The 23,899-nt window shown below is 41.2% G+C and carries 24 protein-coding genes; 14 read left to right on the plus strand and 10 right to left on the minus strand.

Annotated elements, in window-relative coordinates:
- Positions 1 to 8: 8 nt before the first annotated feature.
- The 3 genes from ABTV07_RS09335 to ABTV07_RS09345 all read right to left on the minus strand — a co-directional run bounded on the left by ABTV07_RS09335 (position 9) and on the right by ABTV07_RS09345 (position 2,725).
- Positions 9 to 656, minus strand: coding sequence for an SDR family NAD(P)-dependent oxidoreductase (locus ABTV07_RS09335; protein WP_433750394.1), 648 nt, complete (start codon positions 654 to 656; stop codon positions 9 to 11).
- A gap of 158 nt (positions 657 to 814) precedes the next feature.
- Entirely contained in the window at positions 815 to 1,855 is a 1,041-nt protein-coding gene (locus tag ABTV07_RS09340; RefSeq protein ID WP_433750396.1) for a peptide ABC transporter permease, read from the minus strand.
- A complete protein-coding gene (locus ABTV07_RS09345) occupies positions 1,856 to 2,725 on the minus strand; it encodes an ABC transporter permease subunit (RefSeq protein WP_433750399.1) in 870 nt (289 codons plus the stop codon).
- A gap of 162 nt (positions 2,726 to 2,887) precedes the next feature.
- Here ABTV07_RS09345 and ABTV07_RS09350 point away from each other — a divergent pair, with 162 nt between their 5' ends.
- Positions 2,888 to 3,409, plus strand: a complete 522-nt coding sequence (locus ABTV07_RS09350; RefSeq protein ID WP_433750402.1) for a hypothetical protein — start codon at positions 2,888 to 2,890, stop codon at positions 3,407 to 3,409.
- Positions 3,410 to 3,460: 51 nt separating this feature from the next.
- Here the strand turns inward: ABTV07_RS09350 and ABTV07_RS09355 are convergent, their stop codons facing one another.
- Complete coding sequence (locus ABTV07_RS09355) at positions 3,461 to 3,607, minus strand: hypothetical protein (RefSeq protein WP_433750405.1); 147 nt, start codon at positions 3,605 to 3,607, stop codon at positions 3,461 to 3,463.
- Between the two features lie 147 nt (positions 3,608 to 3,754).
- Here ABTV07_RS09355 and ABTV07_RS09360 point away from each other — a divergent pair, with 147 nt between their 5' ends.
- Together ABTV07_RS09360 and ABTV07_RS09365 are read left to right on the plus strand one after the other, a co-directional pair.
- Positions 3,755 to 4,501, plus strand: coding sequence for a hypothetical protein (locus ABTV07_RS09360; protein ID WP_433750408.1), 747 nt, complete (start codon positions 3,755 to 3,757; stop codon positions 4,499 to 4,501).
- A gap of 18 nt (positions 4,502 to 4,519) precedes the next feature.
- Positions 4,520 to 4,810: a hypothetical protein gene (locus ABTV07_RS09365; RefSeq protein WP_433750411.1), complete on the plus strand. Its 291-nt coding sequence runs from the start codon at positions 4,520 to 4,522 to the stop codon at positions 4,808 to 4,810.
- A gap of 31 nt (positions 4,811 to 4,841) precedes the next feature.
- Here the strand turns inward: ABTV07_RS09365 and ABTV07_RS09370 are convergent, their stop codons facing one another.
- Complete coding sequence (locus tag ABTV07_RS09370; protein WP_433750413.1) at positions 4,842 to 5,036, minus strand: hypothetical protein; 195 nt, start codon at positions 5,034 to 5,036, stop codon at positions 4,842 to 4,844.
- A 141-nt stretch (positions 5,037 to 5,177) separates the two neighbouring features.
- Here ABTV07_RS09370 and ABTV07_RS09375 point away from each other — a divergent pair, with 141 nt between their 5' ends.
- Both ABTV07_RS09375 and ABTV07_RS09380 read left to right on the plus strand, forming a co-directional pair.
- On the plus strand, positions 5,178 to 5,540 hold the full coding sequence (locus tag ABTV07_RS09375; protein ID WP_433750416.1) for a YciI family protein: 363 nt from the start codon (positions 5,178 to 5,180) through the stop codon (positions 5,538 to 5,540).
- Between the two features lie 17 nt (positions 5,541 to 5,557).
- The gene (locus ABTV07_RS09380; RefSeq protein ID WP_433750418.1) at positions 5,558 to 5,962 is read left to right on the plus strand and encodes an NUDIX hydrolase; all 405 of its coding nucleotides are present in this window, start codon (positions 5,558 to 5,560) and stop codon (positions 5,960 to 5,962) included.
- Here ABTV07_RS09380 and ABTV07_RS09385 read toward each other — a convergent pair.
- Both ABTV07_RS09385 and ABTV07_RS09390 read right to left on the minus strand, forming a co-directional pair.
- Positions 5,959 to 6,351, minus strand: coding sequence for a DUF1259 domain-containing protein (locus ABTV07_RS09385; RefSeq protein ID WP_433750421.1), 393 nt, complete (start codon positions 6,349 to 6,351; stop codon positions 5,959 to 5,961). The two genes, ABTV07_RS09380 and ABTV07_RS09385, sit on opposite strands and share 4 nt — an antisense overlap.
- Before the next feature lie 233 nt (positions 6,352 to 6,584).
- Positions 6,585 to 14,984 carry a carboxypeptidase regulatory-like domain-containing protein gene (locus tag ABTV07_RS09390; RefSeq protein WP_433750424.1) on the minus strand — a complete coding sequence of 2,800 codons (8,400 nt, stop codon included), beginning with the start codon at positions 14,982 to 14,984 and terminating at the stop codon, positions 6,585 to 6,587.
- Positions 14,985 to 15,172: 188 nt separating this feature from the next.
- On the opposite strand from ABTV07_RS09390, the gene rlmN reads away from it, so the two are divergent.
- Positions 15,173 to 16,243 (plus strand): 23S rRNA (adenine(2503)-C(2))-methyltransferase RlmN, encoded by a 1,071-nt coding sequence (rlmN, locus tag ABTV07_RS09395; protein WP_433750426.1) that lies wholly within the window; start codon positions 15,173 to 15,175, stop codon positions 16,241 to 16,243.
- Between the two features lie 146 nt (positions 16,244 to 16,389).
- Here rlmN and ABTV07_RS09400 read toward each other — a convergent pair whose 3' ends face one another.
- Positions 16,390 to 17,001, minus strand: a complete 612-nt coding sequence (locus ABTV07_RS09400) for a VanZ family protein (RefSeq protein ID WP_433750428.1) — start codon at positions 16,999 to 17,001, stop codon at positions 16,390 to 16,392.
- A gap of 435 nt (positions 17,002 to 17,436) precedes the next feature.
- On the opposite strand from ABTV07_RS09400, the gene ABTV07_RS09405 reads away from it, so the two are divergent.
- The 4 genes from ABTV07_RS09405 (at position 17,437) to ABTV07_RS09420 (ending at position 19,220) form a co-directional block, all read left to right on the plus strand.
- A complete protein-coding gene (locus tag ABTV07_RS09405) occupies positions 17,437 to 17,751 on the plus strand; it encodes a hypothetical protein (protein ID WP_433750431.1) in 315 nt (104 codons plus the stop codon).
- Entirely contained in the window at positions 17,748 to 17,954 is a 207-nt protein-coding gene (locus tag ABTV07_RS09410) for a hypothetical protein (protein WP_433750433.1), read from the plus strand. Before ABTV07_RS09405 ends, ABTV07_RS09410 begins: the two co-directional genes overlap by 4 nt.
- A gap of 69 nt (positions 17,955 to 18,023) precedes the next feature.
- Entirely contained in the window at positions 18,024 to 18,479 is a 456-nt protein-coding gene (locus tag ABTV07_RS09415; protein ID WP_433750435.1) for an SRPBCC family protein, read from the plus strand.
- Positions 18,480 to 18,662: 183 nt separating this feature from the next.
- Positions 18,663 to 19,220 (plus strand): cysteine hydrolase family protein, encoded by a 558-nt coding sequence (locus ABTV07_RS09420; RefSeq protein ID WP_433750437.1) that lies wholly within the window; start codon positions 18,663 to 18,665, stop codon positions 19,218 to 19,220.
- Between the two features lie 51 nt (positions 19,221 to 19,271).
- Here ABTV07_RS09420 and ABTV07_RS09425 read toward each other — a convergent pair whose 3' ends face one another.
- Positions 19,272 to 19,997: a DUF4396 domain-containing protein gene (locus ABTV07_RS09425; protein WP_433750439.1), complete on the minus strand. Its 726-nt coding sequence runs from the start codon at positions 19,995 to 19,997 to the stop codon at positions 19,272 to 19,274.
- 205 nt (positions 19,998 to 20,202) lie between these two features.
- On the opposite strand from ABTV07_RS09425, the gene ABTV07_RS09430 reads away from it, so the two are divergent.
- From ABTV07_RS09430 to ABTV07_RS09445, 4 genes are all read left to right on the plus strand, one after another.
- Positions 20,203 to 20,511 (plus strand): metal-sensing transcriptional repressor, encoded by a 309-nt coding sequence (locus tag ABTV07_RS09430; protein ID WP_114744398.1) that lies wholly within the window; start codon positions 20,203 to 20,205, stop codon positions 20,509 to 20,511.
- Between the two features lie 28 nt (positions 20,512 to 20,539).
- Positions 20,540 to 20,746, plus strand: coding sequence for a copper chaperone CopZ (copZ, locus tag ABTV07_RS09435; protein WP_433750442.1), 207 nt, complete (start codon positions 20,540 to 20,542; stop codon positions 20,744 to 20,746).
- A 336-nt stretch (positions 20,747 to 21,082) separates the two neighbouring features.
- Positions 21,083 to 21,604, plus strand: a complete 522-nt coding sequence (locus ABTV07_RS09440; RefSeq protein WP_433750445.1) for a sigma-70 family RNA polymerase sigma factor — start codon at positions 21,083 to 21,085, stop codon at positions 21,602 to 21,604.
- On the plus strand, positions 21,597 to 22,928 hold the full coding sequence (locus tag ABTV07_RS09445) for a DUF4179 domain-containing protein (protein ID WP_433750448.1): 1,332 nt from the start codon (positions 21,597 to 21,599) through the stop codon (positions 22,926 to 22,928). Before ABTV07_RS09440 ends, ABTV07_RS09445 begins: the two co-directional genes overlap by 8 nt.
- A 78-nt stretch (positions 22,929 to 23,006) precedes the next feature.
- Here ABTV07_RS09445 and ABTV07_RS09450 read toward each other — a convergent pair whose 3' ends face one another.
- Entirely contained in the window at positions 23,007 to 23,753 is a 747-nt protein-coding gene (locus ABTV07_RS09450; protein ID WP_433750451.1) for an alpha/beta fold hydrolase, read from the minus strand.
- Positions 23,754 to 23,899 lie beyond the last annotated feature (146 nt).

The raw sequence follows: 23,899 nt of genomic DNA on the forward strand, positions 1-23,899 counted from the left end.
TCCAATGATTAATTTTCTTGATAAACAACTTCCACATCTGTACGATTTACGTACATCTCATAAAAAGCGTCCGCAATGTTCTCTGCAGAAAAATAAGTTCCTTCTTGAACGAAGCCAGCAATGGTCAACGTTCCTACATAAATATCTTTTGCGCTCAATTCTTGATTTAAACTATATGCAAGGTTTCGTATCCCTGCTTTTCCAACAGCGAGGGAAGCGTAGTCTGCATATGGCTGAATGGCAAGGCCGCCTCCTGTAAGGAGAATCGTCCCATTTTCCATATGAGGAACGACTTCTTTAACAGCTGTCAAAGCACCCGCAACACTGATATTGAAGTCTGCCAATAAATCTTCTGCACTCAATTCGGTTGGTTTTCCCGGTTTCCCGGCAGCGGCATTATAGAGCAAGGTGTCAATGGAACCGTATGTGTTTATAACTTCCTGGATGGCATTTTTTAAGCTATCTCCAGACGCGATGTCACCTGTAAAACCTTTAGCTTCGATGCCACTATCTGATAGATCTTTTGTATACTGTTCCAAAGCATCTTTCCGGCGTGCGATAAGGGCGATTTGGAAACCTTCTTTCCCAAATTTTTTAGCAGCGTTTAGACTGACGCCAGGTCCGGCACCTATTATGAGCATCACTTTATTTGTCATGAGATTTCCTCCTGATTTTTTTGTTTTAATTTGTTGTTTGTACATACAAATTAAAACATGCAATCATTTATTCGTCAATCATTTTTATCAAGAAAAAAATTAACCTTCACTGAGGTTGAGGAAATTAAAAAGCACAGCGCCATGGCACTGTGCAATTTTTACTGTTGAAAATCTTGTTTTGCAAAGGAAAAAAGATCAGGAGATGCAGTTGTTGATTTACTTGCGGCCTTCTTAGTCGTACGGGCATCCTGTAATGAGTCACTGCCAACAACTTGCTTCAATCCTACAAGCATACATTTAGCAGCTAGAATTGTAAGGGTGAAAAACAACACCGGAACAAATGTAAGCCACGGATAGGCTGTCAAGATGAAATCCCACCAATCCCCTAATGATCCAGCCCATTCATTGGACAATGATACCGGTCTAGTCAATTGGAAAAGATCTTCCTTTAATCCTACGCCACCCATGAAGATTCCCAACACGCCGAGATGGGAGAGGAGGACAAGTGTCTGGATCAGTTCCCTTAGTGCAATGATGAAAAGTTGTGGCACCAGAAACGGACGGACGTGTTTTTTTATCAAATGGAAATTTGCTGCTCCTAAGGTCCTTGAGCAGGATATGAATTCTTTGTTCATTATCAAGTTGATTTCTTTTGAAATGAGCAAGGTCAACGATGGTATGGTCAATGAGGCTAGAACCAATATGAATATCATGACCCTTTCCCAAAAGGAATAGGGCATAGGCTGCTGGCCGATTGCATGTGGGATCATTCCATCCAAACAGATCCATTTCAATAGCATAAAGGCTAGTAAAGTGATCGGGAAGAAGTTTGCTGCATCAATGATGGAAGCGAGCGGCTTCTCTATTTTCCGCAAATAAAAATGCAGGATGAAACCCATTATAGTCGAAGGAAGGACCCGCAATAGGGTGATGATGACTGCTGCCCCGATCGTATATTTTGCTCCTACGATCATCACGAAAAGTACGTCCCTCCCGAATATGTCCGTTCCAAATGGAGGGAAAGTCTTCATGCTATATGGTGGTCTGATGGCTTGGTTATAGTCATTGAACAGAAGTCCGGATGAAGGAATCTGGTCATGTTTGATGAAGAAATAGAGTAGACTGGCAGAAAATAGTCCGAAGATGAATAGGAACCCGATCAGAAACAATTTATTTTTAAAAAGTCTTTTGATTACCATTTACATTTCCACCCTCTGTCCAGTTTTCCAAACGGTGAAGCCATTGATGAGTAAATAAAATCCAAATATAGGCAAGTAAAGCATGATGAGGCTGAAAGCAATGATATTCGGTTCTGGATATGTAAATAAGTACGTATTGAGACCCTGCAAATTGAACAGCCGCTCCAATACAACCAAATTAGATAAAAGGAGCAGGATGACTGACTTGGAGTGGTTGAAAATATTAGGAATGATGTTTCGCATTAAATGGACAAAGAAAATGTATGTAAGCGAGTAGCCTTTGCTTTTGGCGAGTGTAATATAGGGCTTGTCCAGTTCATCCTCTACAAACAAATGAATGATCGAGAATATTTGGATGGAGGGGATTATGGCCAAAATGAGAATTGGAAGAACATATGGCTGCTCTCCGAATGAACCCGCAATAGGGAATAAAAGGACACCAGTCGCCTCGAAGTATTTAATGACAATTAATTGAAGGATAACGAGTGTAAAGATGTCTGGCAGTGATTCAAAAATGGACGTCAATCCAATCATCCATTTCGCTGCTTTCCCAGGAAGAATCATCGTGACATAGGAAAGAATCATCCCTACTAGGATGGACAATATAAATGAGCTGGAGAAAAGAGTAAGCGAATATTGATAAAACGGCCATATGGTTGGGAAAATGGAATAAGAGGACCCGTTCATACCCACTACAATTAAATTCTCAGGCTTTATTAATGAATAAAAAATGTGTTTGATATTTTGGAAGAATAGTATGGGGTCCAAATGGATACCGTTAGAGAATAGCCCTATCAATGAGCTTAATAGGATGATCCCTATCACGACATAAAGGAACTTAATCAAAAGTGGAAATGTGGATTTAAGCAAAGAAATGCTCCTTTCAAATAGACATCAATAAATAGAGTGTAAAGGATTATGGATAATAAATCCATATTCAATAGTAAAATTATGGTATAATGAGAGAACTGGGGTTGTATGAGAACTAAAAAATTTGATTTTAGAATTTCATAACTTTTGAGGAGGGATTCTTTGAAGAAGAAATGGTTGTTGGTACTGATGCTCGCAGGAGCGTTGGGATTGTTCACAGCATGTTCTGATAAGCAAGATTCCACAGAGGAAGGAATTAAGTCATATTTAGAGAATGAATTTAACGGTCCGGACAAGGATTTAGAGAAAATATTGAAGGATTATGGAAAGAATGAAGAATCCGGCAAACAGCTGCAAACGTATTATAAAGATAAATTCAAGCCTTATCTATACAATGAAAAGTACCAGGATTTGATTAATACTTACGATCCGCTGCTTTGGCTGCAAACAGCGTACGCAAAGGGATATAAACTGAAAGTGAAAGACATAAAGGTAGAAAACACGGATTCCAATGATAAAACTGCATATGATTTCAATGTTCAAGTACAATACACTAAGGACGGGGAATCCTCTAAAACGGCAAAGGTGCATGGATTGATCAATGTAAGTGACGATGGAAAAATTGCCCGGATACGGAACTTGGACGATGGGGGACTTCGAGATCATATGATGTCAGGTCAGTAATAAGAAAAGCCCAGGGCTAATAGCAGCCTGGGCATTTTCTTTATTGTCATATTATGAATTCTTCCCTTTTTTCCATTCAAAGTAACCATATCCACACACGGCTCCAAAAATGATGCCTAGTCCCATTTTTCCAATCATGGATCCGATGATTAACCCAATCAGTACGCCGATCAATATGTAATTGATTCGTTTTCTCATTTAATACACCTCAAATTGAAAGCTGTTGCTTCTATTATAATAAAATTCCTGATTCATGACGAAAAAAGTTGTTAAACAATTTTGATTTCGGTAAAATTGGATATATATTCCTGAGTTATTTAGGATATAAACGAAGGGGGTTCCAGGATGATAGTCCGTAAGTTTACCGCTACATTTTTTACCACTTCGCTATTATCACTCATATTAGCCGGAACTTATTTATCTTTTTCTGTATTTTCTCCAAATACAGGTGACCATTTATTGGGATGGTCCTTGTTCTATGGGATATATATAGGAGCCATTATTTTGTTCTATGGAAACCTGGTTTCCTTTTTCATTGAATGGCTGCAGGGAAAATGGGATTGGATTACTCAGTGGTTTTACATCCTTCTTCATGGTGTTTTTGGATTGGCTAATGGTCTTTTGTTTGAAAGCTGGATGCTTGGATTCGAAGGGGCTATAGCTGCCATTGTTTATGCCGCTATCGACAGGTGGGTTTATTTTCGCCAAAAGAAAGATAAGGGAATGGGAATTAAATTGTTCTATATTTTTCCTATAGCGGTCTATCTGCTTTCATGGGGTGTACTTGAACTGGCGTCTCCATCAGAACCGCCTTTTACGAAGAATGACGCTGCAGCATTTGCTGTACAAGGGGAGGGAACTATAGAGAATACCTTTCCTGACCACATCGGAAAATGGGAAGGGACTATTAAAGGATTTAAGGTCACGAAAGAAACAGCGGTTAGAGAGATTGGTAAGGAAACATACATGGTCGTTTTCACCGAACGATGGGAAAAGGGTTTACTTAAAGGAACAAGATCCATGTATTATCAGGTAGAACGTGGGACTTTGAGCGGGCGGGGACAGGAAGGAAATGATCCACCATATAATTAGACTAAGGTGTGATTTCTAGTGGCAACTATAATCTATGTTTTTTGTATTTTCCTCCTTATTGCTATGAATTTAGGATTCAGACAATTATTTTTGTCTGGAAAAGTTGGAATTGTCCAAGGAGGAATGATTTTTGTCATTGTTTCTCCATTAATTGGATATACCTGTTATTACTTGGTGGAGTTGCTCCCTCATCATGATCACATTCGTAATATTTTGTGCACTGTATTTTTAGGGTTGGTCTTTTTCATTAATGGAATATTGTTTTTATTGATTGGACTGTTGCAAAAATGGAAAGGGCGTACTGCCTAAACGGATCCCTGATCAAGGGGACCCTATTCGTTTAAGTATTGCACTGACGACGATCTTCAATCCACCAATCAATATGATCCAAGTTAAAAACCAATAGATTTTTCATCGGTTTAAAATGTGGAAGCTGTTTCTTCTGAATCAACTCGTTTATTTCATTTTCACTCAACGGATAATTTACAGAGTGAAGATAGTCTACTAAACTGCTAATTCCGCTCACTCTTCGCATGGCACGACCTCCACTCAACACTGTTTAGTAGAAGATACCCGTTTGAAGGAAAAATATTCATTTTCGATGTGTTGTTAAAATGTGGAAGTTGATATAAAATTATATGTGAAGTAATTCACATGAATTGGGGAGGAAGTAAAAATGAGATTCTTAATATATCTAACCAGGGGTCCTAAATGGAAAGAAGAAGTGAGTCTTCACAATCAGCCATTTATGCCAGAACATGCCGTGTACGTTCAGAAAAAGTTTGACGAGGGAAAAATCCTGCTTGCGGGTCCTTTTGGAGATCAAACAGGCGGTGCGATCATCATTGATGCTGAAAGTGAAAAAGAGGCACTTAAATTTGCACTAAGTGATCCAGCCGTGATTAATGGGTCATTTACTTATCAATTAAAACCATGGGAAGGCTTAATGAGTAAGCTTGAAAACCGCAATCCCCAGTTCGGGCAAGAGTATATAGACTTTAAACATGGCGTGCAGAAGGAATTAGGGATTATTTACTAGAGAGGAGAGGAACAGAGATGCCAAAATGGGAAGGTTCTGCGGCGGTATGCATAAATGATGAAGGCAAGCTGCTAATGGTGCTCCAAGGCACTCCGGAGGAAGAGAAGAAATGGTCGGTCCCTTCAGGCGGTAGGGAAAAAGGGGAAACTTTTGAGGAATGCTGCATCAGGGAAGTGTGGGAAGAAACCGGATATGAAGTCGAGGTGATAAAGCCACTTCATGTGAAAACGGGGAATTATTATGGCTATGAAATAAAAGTTCATTATTTCTTGGTCCGGGTGTTAGGCGGATCGGCCGTCATTCAAGATCCTGATGAACTGATCCATGAAATAGGTTGGAAGTCTTTAGATGAGTTGAGTGCGTTGACGCTTGCTTTCCCAGAGGATGAAGAAATGTTGAAGGATATCTTAAGACTCTCTTAATGCATTAGCGTCGCCATGGCAGCGGTAGCTTTATGAGCAAATGATATTGGGGGTTCCACTGATTGATAATGGAGATATAAAATCTCAGGTTTGGTAAAAAGCCAATGGTTATGCAGGGCACTTATGAGGATGCCGTTTGACCGAAGGGTAGTGATAAAAGGATTCACTTCTTTTTCAAGCAGGGCGATTTCACCAAGATTCAAGGCGTTGCCATACTGGTCCAGGGATTCAAAACTAAATCCCGCATGGAGTGCTCCTTTAGTTTGTTTTCCTTGTATAAAAGCGGTGAAATTTCTTGGAACTTGAACAGAACACACCCCATTATCAACGGTGGGCTTTCCGTTTAAAATTTGACCGAATTGTTTACATAACATTTGAAGTTGTACCATCCTAGCCACCTCAAGCATTTTTTACAACATATGATGGGGAAGGCGGATTTGGAACTGCTAAAAATGGCTTTATATGTAGAGTTCCGGCCATTTGTTAATTGGATAATATAGATCTTTAGAAATACGTATCAAAGGTTGCGGTTTATTGATCACTTTCATTCTTTTTATCTACCACACTCCCAAAAACTAAAACCCGCTCATCCTGATCATAAAGGATGAGCGGGTTATATCTTTTATAAACTGCAAGTAAAAGTGATTTCGTTAGACCCTAATTGGATATTGTCGGAGAGGTTAAGCTGGATCCAGTCATATACTTTTTCTGCATTGATGCATTCATAGATTTGCTGGCTGGTGATTGATGATTGTGTTTGGTTTAATGTCCCGCAGTTGTCTTCGATTAATCCTCTTGGGCTGCAGGTCTCTGCGTCTAAGGTAATGACCACTGGTGCAGTTGAGAAGAAGCTGGCACAAATGGCTAATTTTAAAGCGGCTTGGCTTGCAACAGCATTTCCTGTTCCAACACAGACGATTCCGGCTTTGCAAGATAGGGAGTCGATGCGAACATCCGTATCCGTACCATCAGGGGCACAGACGATAACGGTTTCCGTGATAGTGAACATTATTGGTGCAGAAACACATCTTGAACCGGTTGTTACTAAGATGAATTGAATATAGCCAGTTAGAATAAAGCGCACTTTCTGGAGAAGAACCGTTCCTCCAGAAGGAAGAGTTACGTTAATGTCTTCGCGGCTTATTTCCTGATAGTTTAATGCTTCTGGTGCTATTGGATTTCCTTCCTGATCACTTAGTCTGCATTGAAGAGAAATAAAATTCGAAAGTTGGCAAAGGTTTACATTCACCGGATTTAAGCGGATTGGAAGTATGATGGTTTCACCTTCTCCGATGGTGACTGTAATTTCCCTTGTACGGTAGCCATCGGCAGTGACCCTAATCACATACGTGCCTGCAGGCAAACCGCTTAAATAATATCTTCCCAATGGATCGGTTAAATAGCTGGCAATTGCTTGGTCGCTGCCATTTAGAAATGCTTGAAGGAGTGCCCCTTGGATCGGGCGGTTCGTAACGGTGTCAACCACCGTACCTTCAATAGTGGATGGATTTCCATCTAATTGAAAATCAATAGATTGATTTGGCGGCACAGTTGTTTGAGTAATCTGTGTGACATATCCATCCTTAGATGCCAGGATGTTATAAGTTCCAGCAGGCAATGTGTCAATCTGATAATTTCCTGCCTGGTCGGAAAGTGCGTATGCAATCAATTCCTTGGATGTTACGTCAAATACTTGAATGAGCACCCCTGCAAGAGGGTTGCTGCCTGTATCAAAAACGCTGCCTGATACAATTGAAGAAACAGGGTCAAGGGCCTTATTTACGACCAAACTCTCTCCTTTAAGAATAATGGCTGACTCATACCCGTTGGCAAAACCTGCTCCTGAAAATAATAGCTGATAAGACCCCGGCATGACACCATCTAACAGATAACTTCCGTCTTGAGCGGTTTGGACGGTCCGGATGATGATGCCGCTCTCTGGAATGACTAAGGATACTGAAACTCCAGGTATACTGGTCGATGTGATGCTATTGGCCACTGTTCCAGAAATAGATGACGCTGAAGGGGTGAGTGCAATATTTATTTCTTTCACTTCTGAAGCCTTAATGGTTAGATTAAAAGATTGTTGTCCAAAACCCGGTGATGAGATCGTTATCGTGTATGTTCCAGGTGGAAGTCCGAATAGATCATATCTACCGAGATTATCTGTAATATCACTTGCCACAGGTAGGGCGGTTTGGTCAGTGAATACTTGGACAAGCGCACCGAAAATAGGGGTATTCGTAAGCTCGTTGACAACTGTTCCATAAATATGAGACTCAACATTATCTAATTGTGCATCCAATGACAAAGTTCCGCCGGACGGTACCGAAACAATTGAAATCAAATCTGTAAATCCTGGTGCGGTAAAAACGATCTGATATTGCCCGCCAGCTAAATTGGAAATGGTGTATTGACCAGTTCCATCTGTAAATTGAGAGGCTACGAAAACTCCGCTTGCTCCATCAAAGACCTGAACAAGAGCATTTGGGATAGGGACCATTGCAGGATCGGTCACTTGGCCGGCAATGGTTGCCGGTGAGTCCAACAAGGAAATATCGACTGTTTCTATAGAATTTGGCTCTAGCAGTACAGGAATCGTTTCGGAAATATAGCCAGGTGCAGTGAAGACTATTACATAGCTGCCTGTAGGAAGATCAGGGATTGTATAGTCGCCAAGTTCGTTTGTAAAGCCGCTCTTGATAATGATGGAGCTATTTGGAACAACAACGTCCACTCGTGCGTTCTGTATTGGGAGGGTTGTAAGAGAATCTGTTACATTTCCTTGTACTATTGCCGGAGCTGGATCCAATGTGACATCAATCGTTTTCGATTCACCAGGGGAGAAAATCGTCTGCGTAGTAAATGATTGGTAATTTTGAGCTGAGTAGACAATTCTGTAATTTCCTGCACCAATCCCGCTGATGACATAATAGCCATTGCTATCAGATAAGACACTTTTTAATAAAACATTGCTTCCTTGGTCAAATAGTTGAATGAGAGAGCCTGAAAGCGTCGATTGCGAGGATGCCTCTCTTATGGTGCCAGTTAGTGTCGCAGGAAGAGCTGACAAACGGCTATCGATGGTTTTTATTTCAGCGGGTCCTAAATTAAACAAAATCCGTTGTGAACCATACCCATTTGCTGAAAATACGACATTATAGCTTCCTTCTGCGAATCCGGTCAGTTCATAAGTGCCCAGAGCATTTGTAAAAACGCTGTTAACGAGTGGCCCATTCCCATCAAAGAAAACCTGCACGAGGGCATTGGCTAGCGGCGATAGGGAATCATTATCGATGACAGTTCCCTGAATAGATCCAGGGAATGGGGCCAGAGAAGTATTATACGTCGCAGACTGAGCAGGGCTGAGTGTAATTGAAGAAATAACAGAGCTATATTGCGCAGCTGATACGACGATGTTATAGGTGCCGTCAGGAATCATTGATAATAGATATTCACCATGTTCATCTGTCAAGCTTTGTGCGATGATGACATCCGTTCCTTGAATAATGACGCTAACCAGTGCTCCAGAAATAGGCTGTGAGGTTACTCCATCGAGGATGATGCCTGAAATGTTTGCTGGGATAGACGCAAGTGAAAGGTCTTGGACTAACGATGCATTAGCTGGGACTGATACACCGATGGCTGAAGTTGCGTAGCCAGGTAAGGAAGCAATGATTCGATAATTGCCTTCTGGAACTCCCAGAATCAAGTATTGACCATTTCCATCTGTTAATCCTTTGGCAACGAGAAGGTTTGAACCATCAGCATATAATTCTACACCGGTACCAACAAGTGGTTTACTGGTCCCTGTTTCGGTTATCAAACCTGTTATGGTTGAAGCAAGAGGGTTCAATGGAATGTCGGCTGTCGTTATTGAATTTGCCGTAATGGCAGCCACTTGCTGATTGGCTTGATAATCTGGGTTCGTTGCAACAATTGTATAATTTCCTGGAACTAAGCGATTCAATAAATAATTTCCGTTTGAATCCGTTTGAACAAATTGGACCACAGATCCATTATTGTCAATGGCCCTGACAAGAGTATTGGGAAGGCCCTGCATTGTCGCACTATCTGTAATTTGGCCAGACACGCCTCCTTGCTGAAGTGGTAAAAGGAAGTCACTGGTTGTGGTTTGATTGCTTAAAACTGAGGATGCCTGAGTAATGCTTCCATAGTCTTCAGCACTTGCTGTAATGAAATATGTCCCGGGCTTTAACCCGTTTGAATTGTATAAACCATTTGCATCAGTCGACGTAGTAAACACAATTGTACCGGAAGGAGACATTTCACGAATGATGATAAATGCTCCGGGAATAGTCAAAATGGGATTGTCTTGATCGTTTACCGTCCCTGCAATGAACCCTGGATCCTGGGTCAAAGCGGAGCCTAGAATGGTCGTTGTGCCAGATTCAATCATGGCGCCAGCTGATTGTGAACCATAACCCAGGGCAGTTGTATTGACACTATAAGTGCCTGGTGCCAAGCCGTTCACCACATATTCACCAAACTCATTCGATTGAACAGTTGCCACAATAGTATTTGTACTGTCTGTCACCTGGATGGTTGCATCAGGTATGGCAGTTCCGGTATCGATGTTAGAAACAAACCCTGTCAGCGTCCCTGGATTTGGCTGCAATCCCAGTTGAGTAGATACGGTATCCCCAGGTCCTGCGAAAACAGCGAGAGAAGCCGATCCATAATTGGCTGCGGCCGCAACGAGTGTTAATGTGCCATAAGGCAATCCTGCAGCTACAAAAGTTCCATCTTGGTCCGTAATCGTGTTGCCGACAATTCCCCCCCCTTCATTGATGAAGGTAATAGCAGCTCCTGAAATCCCTTGGCTAGTGTTTGTATCGTAAATAGATCCATTCACTATTACGGGTACACTTTCTAATTGAAGGATGACACTGGACGCAGCTCCTGGGTTTACAGTCACCGGAATAGTTAGAGAGTTATAACCTGATACGGCTGCTTTTAGATAATAATTTCTTGCCTCCAGGTTGGGAAGGGTGAACGTCCCGTCGGAATTTGCTACAGTGTTGAGGACAAGCGTATTATCTTGATCATAAAGAGTGATCTGGATGTTAGTACCTGTTATCGGCATTCCTCCAATGGTTTCGACCACACCATCAATCGATCCGGGGAGGGGGTTTAGAATAATGTCAGCAATGGTTGATTGCTGTGTTGAAACTATTGCTCCTATATGCCTGCTTCCAAATTCAGCAGCAGATGCAGTAACTGTATAGCTGCCAGGTGTCAGTCCATTAAACTGATAGTTTCCTGAGACATCCGTGATGATGGATGCAATAAACTGATCCGTAATGGAGTCCCTGACCACGACCGTAGCTCCATTGATGGGATCTCCTGTTGCAGAACTTCTGACTTGACCTGAAATGCTCCCTGGGTCCGCCGTTAATATAAAGTCAATATTAGTGAATATCGAGCCTGGAGTTGTGATGATTCCAGTTGTAGAGTTGGAAAAGCTCTCTGACGATGCAGTTATGGTCAATGCTCCCTCAGGCAAGCTGGAGATGCTGTATTTGCCGTCCATGTCTGTGAACCCTCTGCCCAATAAGGTCTGGTTCGAATCCTGAACAAGGATGACAGCGCCGACTATTGGGTTTCCAGTGGAATCTTGGACTATTCCTGAAACGGAAGATGGAAGTGCAGATAGTGTAAGTGAAACCGTTTCACTGCCTCCAGGCGGCAGATAGACGCCTGCTGCAGATGCCGAGTAGTTTGGTGCAAGGGCAGTAATGATGTAATTATCCGAAGGAAGCCCATTGAATAAAAAGTCCCCAGTAGGTGACAGTGTTGTGGAGGATATCAAAATATTATTGGAATTATAAAGGAAAATTTGAGTATCTGGTGCAATTGGTGAAACCGTACCCGAAATGGTGCCTGGGTTGCTGTTAAGCCCTATTTCTACTGGTGTAGTAGCATCTTGAACGATTTGAATTCCAGAAGCGGCGCTTTCGTATCCATCTGCTGAAACAATAATGGAATAAAAGCCCGGCTTTAGTCCATCAATGTAGAAATAGCCATCCTGGCCAGTCAAAGCAGATGAGATGAATGTTCCCTTAGAATCAATGATGGAGACTGAAGCACCTTGTATTCCAATGGCTGGGGTAAGGTTGTCAAAGACTCTTCCAAAAGCGCTTCCTGGGCTCGCGAACAAGGAGATATCCAATTGGACCGTGGCATTGGATGGAATGACTACACTGGACAATCCGTTTTGGTATCCAGGGGCAGAAGCAACCAGCGTATAAGTGCCAGGTGCTAAATTCGATAATAAGTAAATCCCATCTGAGTCCGAGAATGTGAATTGGACAATTGTTCCTGATGCATCCAAAACCTTGATTTGAATGGCTGCTCCTTCTATTGGATTCATTGTATCAGCGTCGAAGATTGTACCGGTTACGTTGCCAGGGTTGGAGAGAAGCTGGAAGTTGACAGATGCAGTGCCGCCGGCAGTGATGATGGCACCCATGGACATTGATTGATAACCGTCCTTGATTGCTACAATAAAGTAAGTCCCAGGCGGAAGGGTGGGAACACCATAGGAGCCGTTGCTTTGAGTCACAATCCGGGCAATGATATTTCCAGAGCCACCCTCTTGATAGATGTTGACGACTGCACCGCTTAGTGGAGCGCTGGCAGAGTCGGCAACGATTCCTTGTAATGTACCCAAGGTTTGCTCCATAAAGAAATCGGCCGTTGAAGTGGCTCCGGCATTGACGATGACACCTGCTGTCTGCCTGGCATAGCCTGAGGCATTGACAACGATATTATATACATTTGGAGATAGATTTCCGACAAAGTAGTTTCCGTTGCTATCTGAAGTGGTTGTAGCCACACCAATATTATTAAGTGTCACAGAAATCTCTGCATTGGCAAGTGGACCAAGGGTTGAAGAGATCGCCCCCTGAACAGCACCAGAGAGTTTATCTAATTCTACGTTTAACGAAGTGATTAATCCTGTAGAGATGATAGCACCCGTTACTTTATTAGCGTAGCCATCCGAAGTGAATACCACTGTGTAGGAACCTGGTGCCAGTGAAGGAATTGAATAGGTCCCGCTTCCATCGGTTCTGGCTGTGGCTACAGTGATTCCACTATTGTTGATGATCCTGATAGAGGTATTGGGAATCGGGTCTTGATTGGACCCATCGAGGACTGTTCCGGACAAAGCACCGGGATTCGGCACCAATGAAAGATCTACAGTTTGAGGCGTCCCGGCCACAGCCGTAAACCCGATTTGGCCCGTACTGTAGTTCGTTTGAGAAGCTCTAAGACGATAGGATCCCGGTGCAATGCCATCAATTGAATAGAATCCATTGATATCAGCTGTGGCTGTAGCTATGACCTGCGATCCAATATTCAAGATTTCAACTGTAGCCCCTCCAATTGTGCCCCCAAGAGTAGAAGAGATCGTTCCACTTATAGTGGCTGGAGAAGGCTGCAAGGCGAAGTTTAATGTTTCGGTTTCATTGGGATCCAACTGAACAGCTTTCTGTTGCGATTGATAGGATGATTTGCTTACGGCAACCGTAAAGTTCTGTGGATTGAGATTGTTAAAAATATAATTGCCGTTGATGTCAGTGGCGGTCTGTGAAACCAAAGCTCCAGCTGTGTTTAGAAGATTTACTTGTGCGCCCTGAATAGGGGAAGATGTGTTATCCGTCACCGTACCTTGTATAATTCCAGGTAGTGGAATCAGTAGGACGTTTTGGGTCGTTTGCTGGCTGCTTAGAACCGTGATAGAGGTATTGCTGACCGTATAGTTTGGATAGGTTACCCTTACCGTATAACTTCCAGGAGCTGCTGGGCTAAAGCTGTATTGGCCAGCCGCATCTGATAGTGTTGTGGAAATGACAGTTGCTCCTTGAAGAAGTTCCACGGTTGCACCAGCGAGTGGCAGCCCATTCGATTCACTGATAATTTTTCCGGCCACACTTCCATTTGCCTGAACAGTTACAAATGATTCTGCCGTATTAGATTGGATTGCTTGGCCAGTAAAATTATCATTGCCTGATGCAATCGCCGAGTCCACTGACCGCGTTCCCGGAGAACTGAATAAACCGGTTGAAGAAAAATTTAAAGAAACACTGGAACCTGGAGATAAGTTCCCAATGTTCCAAGTTAGGGTTTTTGTGCTAGGATTGTAGACTGCAGTCCCTTGAGATGGCGTCCCTGAAACAGAAAAAGAAGAGATGGTGTCGAGATTGACTGTGTCGAGCAGGATGACCGAAGTGGCCGAGGACTTCCCGGTGTTGCTCACTGTAAGAGTTCCTGTCCAAGTTCCCTGCTGTCCAAGCGAGAGCGTGGTTGGCCCCGTATTTAAAACTTTTGAAGCAGACAATTTTGCCCTTACATCTGCATTATTGGGCGAAGTGGGGTCTGAAAGAGCATCAGCAAAACTGAAGCCTTCATCAGTCCTCAATGAATCTTTATTGTAATTATTCCCATTCGCTGAACTGAAAAAAATCACCGAAATGGATGAGTTGGCATTAATCCCTAGATAAGAAAAAAATGTGGGAGCTGGCAAAAACCAATCGATAAAATAATCTGGGTTGCCGCCAAAGTTGGAATCCGCCAGTATGACCCGTGCAAAATCATAATTCGAAATGGACTGCGAAAAGTTCGGTGTTCCACCGCCAAGTCCTTCAGCGGGATCATTCCATGAGTTCACTAATTTTGTGGTATTTTTGATAAGGTTTACCGTTGAATTAAGGCCGTTGACATTGAAAAGCCAATCATAAGTGCCGGGGACCCCCGTTGTATTGAGTAAAACACCCCATGCGAAATTTTGAAATCCTGTCAATTTGTTATTTCGAGGATCTTGATTCATTCTTAGCCGAAAGTATACATTGATTCCATCGTAGGCAAAAAAGGCAGCTGGATACGTAGTATCACCTACAATATCAACAGAGGAAGGCGACTCATCGCCAGTGTGATCATATAAAGGAGCACCATTTACCAATATAGGCAAATACTGTGCATTGCTGGGAAAAGGCATTAATACATGCACCACCAAAAAAATATTTGATATTATTGTATGTTGATAGGAAGCTCCTGCTCTAAACGTTTGTATCTGCCTGGAATAAATGGGACATGTTTTTTTCTTTCCTAATAAGGTTGCAGAGCAAGAGAAGTATATGTAAAATAGAACGTTAGAGTATCAATGTACTGAAATGAGGGTTGACAATGAATAAACCATCCATTTATGGATTAACATTAGATCAATTAACAGACTGGCTTGTAGAGAATGGCCAAAAGAAATTTAGGGCGGCACAAATTTGGGACTGGCTTTATAAGAAGCGTGTGACAGAGTTCTCTCAAATGAAGAACTTGAATAATGACTGCATTGCTTTATTGGAAGAAAACTACGCCATCCAAACGCTGCAGGAGGAAATCAAACAGGTTTCCAAAGACGGGACAATTAAATTCCTCTTTAAATTGAAGGATGGAAATTTGATTGAGACGGTTTTGATGCGATTCAACTATGGACTTTCCGTCTGTGTGACGACTCAGGTAGGCTGCAACATCGGCTGCACGTTCTGTGCGAGCGGACTGCTGCGCAAAAATCGCGATTTAACAAGCGGTGAAATCGTCGAGCAAATTATGAACGTGCAGCATCACTTAGATGCAGAAGCCAAGGATGAAAGGGTCAGCCACATTGTGGTCATGGGTATCGGGGAGCCATTCGACAACTATGACAACATGATGGACTTCCTGCATGTTGTGAATGATCAGAAGGGTCTTTCCATCGGAGCTCGCCACATTACCGTTTCAACGAGCGGCCTGGCAGAGAAAATCAAAGATTTTGCTGATGAAAATATCCAAGTCAACTTGGCTGTTTCCCTGCATGCACCTAATAATGAGCTCCGCACACGGATCATGAAGATCAACCGTGCGTTCCCACTCGAAAAATTAATGCCGGCAGTGGACTATTATTTAGAGAAGACGAATCGACGGATTACGTTTGAGTACATTCTCTTGAAGGATGTAAACGATCATAAAGAAGAAGCGCTTCAATTGGCGAAACTGTTGAAAAATAAGCGGCATTTGTCATACGTCAATTTGATTCCGTACAACCCTGTTGATGAACATAATCAATATCAGAGAAGTACGAAGGAAGCAATCGTTGAATTTTACGGTACACTTCTTGAACATGGAATCAACTGTGGAGTCCGCACTGAGCACGGAACGGACATTGACGCAGCCTGCGGACAGCTTCGAAGCAAACAAATTAAAAAAGATAAAGTACGTTCATAAATAAATAAAAAAGAATGGCCTGAATCCGAAGTTGGATTCTGGCCATTCTTTTTTTTGAAGAAAATAAGTCATCTTCTTGGATGAATATGGTAAAATAAATTTAAAGAAATTTCAGAATAAAAGAAGGCAGCCATAATAACTGCCTCTTAATTCTCCATTTCCCTATATTGATTGTCCTGGGAGCGATATTTTTTTACGGCACGGATCAGCCAATAGCCAAGTGCGGCACCAACTAGATTAAAAACGATATCATCCACATCAAACCTGTGGGTTCCACCCATAAATAATATCTGGATGAGTTGTATCACTTCAATGCAAATAGCAAGAAAAAATCCGGTTATGATCACTCTTTTTAAACTTCTATATTTCTGATACAAAATAGGAGCCAGAATTCCCAGCGGCAGAAATAAAAAAATGCTTCCCCCGGAATTCCGGATGATATATTTCAATATGAAAAGAGCGTTTCGGTGATTTTCTTCCTGCGTGACAAAAGCTTTCTTAATCAATGAATAGATGGGAATCACATTGATTGATTTTTTCACATCGGAAAAAGCTTTCACATCCATCCCGAATGAAACAGGGAAGAGTGTAATGGCCAATAGAAGCTGAAAACAAAAGACAAAGAGCACCGACAATGATTCCCTTTCGATATAAATAGGTTCTTTTCTTTTATTTTTAAGTGCAAGTGAACCAAACTTCCATAGTAAATACAGTAAAAATCCGTATACGATAAATAGTTCTCCACTAATTTGATACATATGTAAACTCCAACTTTGAAAGAATGATGTTTCTTTGCGACCAGTTATGAATAGTTTAGCATAAACTTCCAATACGTGATGGATATTTTTCTAGAAAGCAGTGATAATTTTGTCTTTTCCTTTGTTTAAGTATAGCTTGCTTGGCATTATTTTTCTAATCCTTATATTGACTGTTTGGGCAGAGGTCTCTGATTCTTTCGTATTATGGGTAGATCCGGATGCAGTTTCAACCTGGGACGCCAAGTGGGAATTAACTTTTCTCCCCACGCTAGTGAATTTTCTTCTGATTTTTATATTCTTTAAACGGAAGGTCTTTAATAGAACCTGGTATTTGTTGATTATGGGGGTAAATGCCTTTTTGTTCTCCTATTATTTCTACATTCAATACATTTGGGATGTTGCGGAATGGAAGATGTTTTAAAAAGGGGTGTATTTATGAAATTCAATCATTGGCTCTCCATTATTTTTATTGGGATTCCGAGCGCAATCATTTTTTTCTTTTCGGGTATTTATACTTTGTTTTTTGCGAATCAAGTTGCGATCATGCCTCAGACAGAATGCAAGCCGCTATTCATTTTTACCCCTCAGGATGTGAAATACTGCAGCGATATTTATCTGATTGACTCAATTCTTTTGGCCCTGCAGCGTCCTGTTACGTATATCACGCTCATCTCTGGTGCAGTAATCATCGGATTTGTATGGTATTACATAAGATTATATAAGGAACTTAATCAGGGGGGAGAAGTATGAAGGATGTAACGCTATTAGAACAGATGTCAATTGTCATAACGTTTGCTCTAGGAGGGCTTTTTATTGCATTATTTCCGATTATTAAGAAGGAAAGTAAATTTTTTGCCTGGTTCAGTCTGGCTATGGGCATCATTGTCTGGTTAAACCTTATGCAATTTACATTGGGGAATAGTTCGATACGGGCTTCTTTTCTAGGAATTTAATGATTTGTAAAGTTTCTGAACCGGGGATAGAAAACAAGATGTAGATGTTTACCGAAAGGAAAATTAACAATGCCAATCATAGAGTATGAAGTTTTTATTGATGCACCGATTCATGTATGTTTTGATCTTGCTAGGAACATTGAAGTGCATATGCTTACTACCTCCAAAACAAAAGAAAAGGCAATTGATGGTGTGACATCCGGTTTAGTGGAGAACGGAGACACGGTTACTTGGCAAGCTACCCACCTTGGAGTTAGACAAAAACTAACTGCTAAAATTATTAATATGAATAAGCCCTATACATTTACGGATGTCATGGTGAAAGGAGCGTTCCAGTCCTTTACACATGTCCATGAATTTAAAGAATGTGATCAAGGAACGATTATGAAAGATACTTTTAATTACAAGTCTCCAATGGGCCTCCTGGGAAAACTAGCTGATAAATTATTTTTAGAAAAATATATGAGGAATTTTATTGTTACCCGGGCGGAAGAGTTAAAAAGGATAGCGGAAAATATACCGTAAGTGCGATTCTTAAAAACAAGAGTCGCATTTTTATTTTCACAATTAAAACTGAAAGGAAATATGGAAAATTTGTCGAATTAGTTAGTTGCAAGAAAATCCGGCTGTATAGGGGGCGGTTTTTATGATGAATGAACGAAATGGAATAAATATAAATACGACTAAAAAAAGAAAAGGGGTTTTATTTTGAAACAAGCATTGTTAATCGTGGATGCTCAGCAAGATTTGATTGAGGGCAGTGAAAACGAAAGTTGTGTGTTGGATAAAGAAAAGTTGATTGAAAACATTAATTTGGTCTTGAAAAAAGCAGATGAGGCAGGGATCCCGGTGGTCTGTGTCAGGGATTTGGATGTAGCTGAGGGAAAAGGGAAGGGCTTCGAAGTGCATGAAGCTATCCAGGTTCCTGCAAATGCGGTTTTCTTTGAAAAGAAAGCAACGAATTCTTTTTATGGGACAGGGCTGCTTGAGTATTTGAAAGAGCAGGAAGTGGGTCATTTAGTAGTGGCGGGCTGTAAAACAGAGTATTGCATTGATACGGCCGTCCGCACAGCAACTGTCAGCGGTTTTGATGTCACATTGGTAGGGGATGCCCATTCAACGAGCGACTCTGTCGTCCTGAAAGCGGAACAGATTATCCAGCACCATAACAAGGTGCTTCACGGTCATTATAATGTAGATCATTTTTCAATGGTGAGAAATGCCGAGGAAGATGTCTTCAGCCCATTGCATGACAATTATCGCTGATTAGAGAAGCCGCTATTCAACCCTATCGAGGGATGGGATAGCGGCTTGCTTTTACATGCCGTGCTTGACGCCTTTTTTGACGAGGAGCCAATTGGCAGGGTAGCTTGTGATGGCGCCTAAGATCATGGCGATTTGCATCATGAACCAGTAGACGGCTGTGTTTGGTTCAGGCGGCTTCGTGAATAAAAGATAGTGGACGATGGCCATCCAGCCAAACATGCCGATTTCAAAAGCGACCAAGGAAAGCGTATCAGCTTTAATGGCTTTCCAAAACCCTTTTCCCCAGCTCATGTCATCTCCCATTTTGCGGCTCATCGGAACGATGGAGAAGACTTGGAAAAAGACGCCGAAAATATAAGCGAAAATGAATTCGACCAAGTAGTGCGCAAAAAGGGTTGAGCCGGCAATGGTCAATCCAGTCAAAAATACAATGGGAACTCCTGCTGCATCTCCAAACGTACAGCCACTCGAACAATGAGAAGTGGATACGAAGACACTTTGCCAAAAAGGCTTGTCTCCATGCATACTTTCGCGGTCATGCTGATCATGGTGGCTATGGTCGTGATCTTCCTCATGATCCTGATGTTCTTTTTTGGATCGGCCCATTACCCAATATGCCCAAATGCCAAATGGACCGAGGTATAGCCCGTTAATGGGCCAGACGATATTCATGATGCCCATCGGCTGTGGATTTTTGATGATATCAATTAAAATGATCAGTGCAGAAATAATGCCTAGCGCAAGAGCAATGTAAGATATGGTTGTTAAAAGTGTCATCTAATCCCTCCAAAATTAATTAAGCTATTTATCCCATACCCCGGTATCTATTCTTCAAACATGATGGGTGGAAAGGTTTATTATTAGTTTGCGGAATATGAATAAAAATAATCTTTTTAATGGAATAATAGATGCAAAATAGAGTAGCGGAGTGGTTGACTTTTATACTATACGGGGGTATAGTAAAATATAAGAGGTGATGGGTATGGCTCATGACACGAATCATTCCGGCAAGCACACACATCGTGCGGATGAAGATAAAACAAAGCTTTTGAATCGGTTGAAGCGCATTGAAGGACAAGTGAGAGGGATTCAAAAGATGGTCGAGGATGACCGTTACTGCGTTGATATTCTCATACAACTTTCCGCAATCAATGCAGCAATGAAAAAGGTTGGGATGAACCTTTTAGAAAATCATACCCGCCACTGTGTAAAAGGTGCTATCGAAGCTGGAAATGGCGATAGTTCGATTGAAGAATTGATGAAAGTATTTGAGCAATTTTCTAAATCATAGAGATCAAAATGCGAAAGGGGAACTTCTCATGGAAAAAACAGTATTAAACGTACAAGGCATGTCTTGTGGACATTGTGAGAAAGCGGTCAAATCTGCTTTAGGCGAATTGGATGGCGTTCAAAATGTAGACGTTTCATTGAAAGATGGAAAAGTGGAAGTCGAATTTGATTCCTCCAAAGCAACGGTAGCAGTCATGAAAGATGCCATCGAAGATCAAGGATACGATGTTGTTTAATAATGGCTCTTTTCTCAAAGTTTGTTACTTTAAGCACTAAAAGAGGATGATTTATGCAAGCTATGCAGAAAATCCATCTCTAAAAGAGCCTGGATACTCTATGCCAACGCGCCATACAGGTATTTTTACGTTAAAATCGGCATTAAGATTTTAACAAGGATGTTTACGAAAACTGCCTTAATAATGGATATCGAAGCACCCAGGATTGAACATCCTGGGTGCTTTTTTTCGACATAAATCGGGGAGTGCCTGTCACTTTTGAAAAAATTTACCTTTTGGTAAATCTTTTTTGCTTGGTTGGCAGTCTAATGTACATAAAGCAGGGGGGCATGGGAATTGGAGCTGCATGATTTAATCAAAAGGGCAAAAAAAGGCGATGAACATGCTTTTTATGAAATGATGCAAACGCATAAGCAACAACTCTATCGGATTGCTTATTCCTACTTAAAAAGCGAGGCTGATGCAATTGAAGCCATCCAAGAGACAACTTATAGAGCTTTTCGGTCTATCAGGAAATTGAAAAAGCCTGATTACTTCAGTACTTGGCTCATCCGTATTTTGATCAACTACTGCAATGATGAACTGAAAAAGAGAAGCCGCCTTGTTCTTAGCAATCAGTTTGTTGAACTTGCAGGTTCGCGTCAAGATCAGCATTCCTTTGAAATGGAGGAGGCTGTGGATCAATTAGAGGGTCATTTGCGCCAGGTTATCACTCTGAAGTATTTTCATGATTTAAAAATTAAAGAGATTGCCCAAGTAATGAATTCACCTGAAGGGACCATCAAAACGTGGCTTGCAAAAGGACTAAAGGTATTGAAAGAAAAGCTTAGTGAAGAAGGGGGTGCTCCGGATGCATGATTCTGAGAAAGATTTGTTGAAAGTGATGGGGAGATATCAGCATCTCAAAGGTCCTGACGATAAACTAGATCAGGCGATAAGGGCAGGCATCAGCCAAGCAAAGAGAAGAAAATCCTCTCTCGACCATATGCGACACTGGATGTTGTCAGGCGCTGCAGCAGTTATCCTCCTTGTTCTATTTGCAGGAGCCATTCATCAATCCGACTTCGTAGCAGGTTATGTAAGAAAAGTTCCGGGAATGGAAAAAATCGTGGAATTGGTCCATCAGGATAAAGGGCTTGTAGACCTCATTCAACATGATTTTGTGCAAACGATAAATAAAAGCGACTCGCACGGCGGGTTGACATTTACTGTTAAAAATATCATTGCGGACGATCAGCAGTTAATGATTTATTACACGTTTACAAATGAGAATAATCAATCATTTCATGACTTACACTTAAAAAGTATGAAGTTGAAGGATTCAGCAGGAAAGGAAATAAAAGAGTATTCCTTGCAATACGGCCCTGATGTTGTAGGAGATAGTAGTAAAAAAGCGGAGCTGCAAGAAGCGATATATGGTCTTCATTCTCCTCTGAGCGATTCTTCGTACAGCTTGAATGTCGAGGTGGAAGGGGATAAAAATCTTGAAAGCAAGTTGTGGAAGGTCCCTATCAAACTGGACCATTCTAAAATGGGGAAAAGTCAACATATTGTACTCAATAAAACGGTCAAAGTACAGCAGCAGTCGATTAGGGTTAAAGACATCACTTTTTCCCCTACCAGGGTTGCCGTCCAAGTGGAATACCCGGAAGAGAACAGCAAGCAAGTCCTGAACATAGAAGACTTGCAGCTGGTAGATGAAAGAGGGGAAGTGTGGTCAAAGGTTTCAAACGGGATCTCAGCATCTTTAGAAGGAAACCATGTCACGTATTACCTTGAAAGCAACTATTTCAAGAAACCGAAGCAGCTGTATCTCGTATTTCATAAGCTTCAAGCTCTGGATAAAGATGAACTGGAAGTGGTGGTAAATCCTAAGGAGCAAAAAATTCTAAGGGCACCAAAGGATGGAAAAATTACAAGTGTACGATACAATCTCAGTGAAAATCAGCTGGAATTCAAAATGAAGGGAGAGTATCATATGGGAACACCATTTTCTAAGTACAAGAATAACAAAGGGGAATATGAGAATCTTAGTGGTAATTCCTATATGAACTCTTATAAAAATGACTTCACTGGTTATGGCATAACACTACCAAAAGTGAATCCAAGTGATAATCTCACCTTAATATTGCAATCTTATCCTGCTTATATAAATGGGGATGTGAAGATAAAAATAAAGTGAAATAAAAAGAAGCTGTTCCAATGGTTGTGAAAAATGACCTCTGGAATCAGCTTCATTTTCTTTAATATGAGCTATTTTTTATTTATTAATTTCAATCACTTTCTTTATAGCATTGATAACAACAAGTGGTTCATCATTCTGAATATAGTGAGCACTGTTTTTTGCCAGTATGAAGTCACTCCTAGAAGAGAGATCAAGAAGCTCTTGCTGCATATCATTCCATAAATCTTGGGATTGAGTCGAATAATGTGCTTTTTTTCCTGCTGAAATGACGGTTAAGGGTATTTCCAGCTCATTTCTTTCTTGTTTAACTTGCTGGAGGCTTTGCATAAATTCTTGATAATCCCCTTCATATATAAACTGCTTGTTATAAGCTTCTTGAAACTCTACGGACATAGTTGGTAGAAATCTTTCTTTATAATCTTCTGGTGTAGAGTCCACTAAAACTAATCCACATACATCCTCTGGATACTCAGCAGCGAATAACCTCATATTGACCCCGCCAAATGAATGTCCCACCAGCATGTAGGGTGGTTCCAAGTTCATTTTTAGCAAGAGTTCTTTTAACTCTGCGACCATTTGTTCACTAGTCCTTTGCTTGTTACTTTTCTCACTTTTTCCTAAGCCAGCTCGGTCATATAATACAACATCCGTCAGCTTTGCTATTTCAGGGGCTACCTTATTCCAAGCTTTTGAATAGTCCCCATATCCCGAATCCATGACGACTGTTGGTGTATTATTCTTTGTTCCTAGAACCTTAGCGTAAAGTTTCGCATCGTTTACAGTGATGAAGAATTCCTGTGTTTTTATATCGATACCTTTCATTCCATCCACCCTTATGTATTCAAAATTGCATGAACAAAAATATTATCTATAAAATCATAGCTTTAAAAACAGAAAAAATCGAGTATGAACCTTGGAAGGTCATACTCGATTTTTTTATTTACTAAATGAATATGCCGTATTTCAGC

Source organism: Falsibacillus pallidus, from assembly GCF_050990905.1.
GTDB lineage: Bacteria > Bacillota > Bacilli > Bacillales > DSM-25281 > Falsibacillus > Falsibacillus pallidus_A.

Bases quoted from the DNA above. Each gene is read 5' to 3' on its own strand.
- ABTV07_RS09335 (WP_433750394.1), bottom strand. From the start codon at position 656: ATGACAAATAAAGTGATGCTCATAATAGGTGCCGGACCTGGCGTCAGT.
- ABTV07_RS09340 (WP_433750396.1), bottom strand. From the start codon at position 1,855: ATGGTAATCAAAAGACTTTTTAAAAATAAATTGTTTCTGATCGGGTTC.
- ABTV07_RS09355 (WP_433750405.1), bottom strand. From the start codon at position 3,607: ATGAGAAAACGAATCAATTACATATTGATCGGCGTACTGATTGGGTTA.
- ABTV07_RS09360 (WP_433750408.1), top strand. From the start codon at position 3,755: ATGATAGTCCGTAAGTTTACCGCTACATTTTTTACCACTTCGCTATTA.
- ABTV07_RS09370 (WP_433750413.1), bottom strand. From the start codon at position 5,036: ATGCGAAGAGTGAGCGGAATTAGCAGTTTAGTAGACTATCTTCACTCT.
- ABTV07_RS09375 (WP_433750416.1), top strand. From the start codon at position 5,178: ATGAGATTCTTAATATATCTAACCAGGGGTCCTAAATGGAAAGAAGAA.
- ABTV07_RS09380 (WP_433750418.1), top strand. From the start codon at position 5,558: ATGCCAAAATGGGAAGGTTCTGCGGCGGTATGCATAAATGATGAAGGC.
- ABTV07_RS09385 (WP_433750421.1), bottom strand. From the start codon at position 6,351: ATGGTACAACTTCAAATGTTATGTAAACAATTCGGTCAAATTTTAAAC.
- ABTV07_RS09390 (WP_433750424.1), bottom strand. From the start codon at position 14,984: ATGCCTTTTCCCAGCAATGCACAGTATTTGCCTATATTGGTAAATGGT.
- rlmN (WP_433750426.1), top strand. From the start codon at position 15,173: ATGAATAAACCATCCATTTATGGATTAACATTAGATCAATTAACAGAC.
- ABTV07_RS09400 (WP_433750428.1), bottom strand. From the start codon at position 17,001: ATGTATCAAATTAGTGGAGAACTATTTATCGTATACGGATTTTTACTG.
- ABTV07_RS09405 (WP_433750431.1), top strand. From the start codon at position 17,437: ATGAAATTCAATCATTGGCTCTCCATTATTTTTATTGGGATTCCGAGC.
- ABTV07_RS09410 (WP_433750433.1), top strand. From the start codon at position 17,748: ATGAAGGATGTAACGCTATTAGAACAGATGTCAATTGTCATAACGTTT.
- ABTV07_RS09415 (WP_433750435.1), top strand. From the start codon at position 18,024: ATGCCAATCATAGAGTATGAAGTTTTTATTGATGCACCGATTCATGTA.
- ABTV07_RS09425 (WP_433750439.1), bottom strand. From the start codon at position 19,997: ATGACACTTTTAACAACCATATCTTACATTGCTCTTGCGCTAGGCATT.
- ABTV07_RS09430 (WP_114744398.1), top strand. From the start codon at position 20,203: ATGGCTCATGACACGAATCATTCCGGCAAGCACACACATCGTGCGGAT.
- copZ (WP_433750442.1), top strand. From the start codon at position 20,540: ATGGAAAAAACAGTATTAAACGTACAAGGCATGTCTTGTGGACATTGT.
- ABTV07_RS09445 (WP_433750448.1), top strand. From the start codon at position 21,597: ATGCATGATTCTGAGAAAGATTTGTTGAAAGTGATGGGGAGATATCAG.
- ABTV07_RS09450 (WP_433750451.1), bottom strand. From the start codon at position 23,753: ATGAAAGGTATCGATATAAAAACACAGGAATTCTTCATCACTGTAAAC.